Consider the following 1,999-nt stretch of genomic DNA (forward strand, 5'->3'; position numbering starts at 1 on the left):
TTCTGCGTCGTGCCCTACACGCGCGGCGCCGAAGTCTCGCGCCCGGTCGCGAAGATCGTCGATGACGTGAAGCGGCTGGCCGACAACGGCGTGCGCGAGCTCACGCTGATTAATCATCGGCATCGTCAAAACTCCTGGATGTTGCGCGGGTCGTCCTGCCCTCGCGCATTGGCAGGCTGCGGCGCCGTCGGCGCCGCAGCCTCAGACGAGAAGTCGCGGTGGGAACCAGAGAGGTTCAACGGGGATCGTCCGGCCGGCGCGAAGGCCCGGGCAGGCCGAGTGCTCAGTACAGCTGCAGCGGCGGCCACGCGTCACCATCGCGCCCGACCGTGAGCTCCCAGGTATCGCCGGCGGCGACGGTGAGGATGTTCGTGGTGGCCGGATGGCCCGGCACGCCCAGCCTGTAGGGATATTTGCCGGGCACGAGGTCAAGCGCGACCGCGTTCGCGCCGGCCCGGCGCGGGATGGTTTGCTCGTTGATCTCGAGCACGGCTTCCTTGTCGCCGATGTTGCTGAACACCAGCTTCGCCTGGCCGGGCTCTGGAAGAACGTTCGCTTTGGTCGCCGTCTCCGCGTTCTTCTGCACGAGATGGACCGAGGTGCCGGAATCCTTGCGGTCGAGTTTCAACGCGGCCGGTCCCAGCGGTGAGACGAAAGCGAGCTGGACCTGATCGGCGCCGATCACCGCGTCATCATGCTGTTCCTGCCAGCCGAGCCTTCCAAGCTCGGTGCGATAGAACGCGAGCACGTCGCCGAGCGCTGCGGGCACGGTGGCTTCCAGCCTGACGCGAAGCGGCGCTTCGACGCCCCGCATCAGCGTGGTGTGGATTCCTCTGTAATTGTAGCGGGTCGGTGCGGGCAGCTTGGCATCGGAATCCAGCGTGAGCGTCGTCGGAAACAGATGCGGCAGCGTGGCGCCGGCGCTGGCCGCGAGCAGGCACATCGCGAGCAGGACGAGGCCGTACGCAAACATCCGCCATCGTGCCGGGGCTCGCGCCCCATGCCTCACCATCGTCATGCTCATGCTCCAAGGATATCGCGCGTGTCAAAATTCGGCGCGATGGTCGCTGCCAGCGGCCTCAAGCAGCTAGTCGCTGATGAAACCGAGCGGGTTCAACCCGTCGGCCTAGCTTCGGGCCGAGACCTGTCCGCTCTCGACGTCGAAGACTTCGCCTCCGGCGCCGATCTCGGCGAACGCCGCCGGGTCCGCGCCGGTCAGCCACACCTGCGCGCCGAGCTTCTTCAGCTCGTCGAACAGCGCGGCGCGCCTGCTAGGATCGAGATGCGCGACGACCTCGTCGAGCAGCAGCAGCGGCACGATGCCGGTCATTTCCGCCACCAGCGTCGCATGCGCCAGCACGAGGCCGATCAGCAGCGCTTTCTGCTCGCCGGTGGAAGCGTCTCGGGCCGGCATGCTCTTGGGCGCATAGATCACCTGGAGATCAGTGAGATGCGGGCCGTCGGTGGTGCGGCCGGCGATGGCATCGCGCGGGCGGTTGTCGCGCAGGATCTGCCGGTAGCGGTCCTCGACCGACGTCGCGGTCTCCTGCAGCAGCGCGTTCTCCATCCAGCCGTCGAGCGCGATTTTAGCCGATGGGAAGGCGGAGGCCTGCGCGCGCGCGTTCAGCATCCCGGTGAGCCTTGCTGCGGTCTGGCCGCGCGTTGCCGCGACCGCGACTGCAAGCTCCGCGGTCTCTCGCTCGATCGCGTCACACCAATGGTCGTCGTAATTGCGGGTTTCGAGCAGGCGGTTGCGCGAGCGCAGAGAGCGTTCCAGCGCGGAGATGCGGCTGGAATGATCGCTGTCGATGGCGAGCACCAAACGGTCGAAGAAGCGCCGCCGCTCCGAGCCTGCGCCCATGAACAGCCCATCCATCGCCGGCGTCAGCCATACCATGCGGATGTGGTCGCCGAAGGCTGCGGCCGAATTGACCGGCTCGCGGTCGATCCGGCAGCGCCGGCTCACTGTGCTGTCGGGCCGCGGCGCATCGATGCCGGT

General features: G+C 67.4%; 2 protein-coding genes. Both read right to left on the minus strand.

The genetic code is table 11. The annotated features are described in order from the left end of the window. Window positions 1-283: 283 nt before the first annotated feature. Window positions 284-1,018 (minus strand): hypothetical protein, encoded by a 735-nt coding sequence (locus MOV75_RS36110; protein WP_246928674.1) that lies wholly within the window; start codon window positions 1,016-1,018, stop codon window positions 284-286. Window positions 1,019-1,126: 108 nt separating this feature from the next. After that, a partial coding sequence (recF, locus tag MOV75_RS36115) for a DNA replication/repair protein RecF (protein ID WP_246928676.1) occupies window positions 1,127-1,999 on the minus strand: 873 nt, incomplete at its 5' end.

The sequence above is a fragment of the Bradyrhizobium sp. PRIMUS42 genome (assembly GCF_023006515.1).
In the GTDB taxonomy this organism is placed as follows: Bacteria; Pseudomonadota; Alphaproteobacteria; order Rhizobiales; family Xanthobacteraceae; genus Bradyrhizobium.

Coding starts and splice junctions, on each gene's coding strand:
- MOV75_RS36110 (WP_246928674.1), bottom strand. CDS start 1,018: ATGACGATGGTGAGGCATGGGGCGCGAGCCCCGGCACGATGGCGGATG.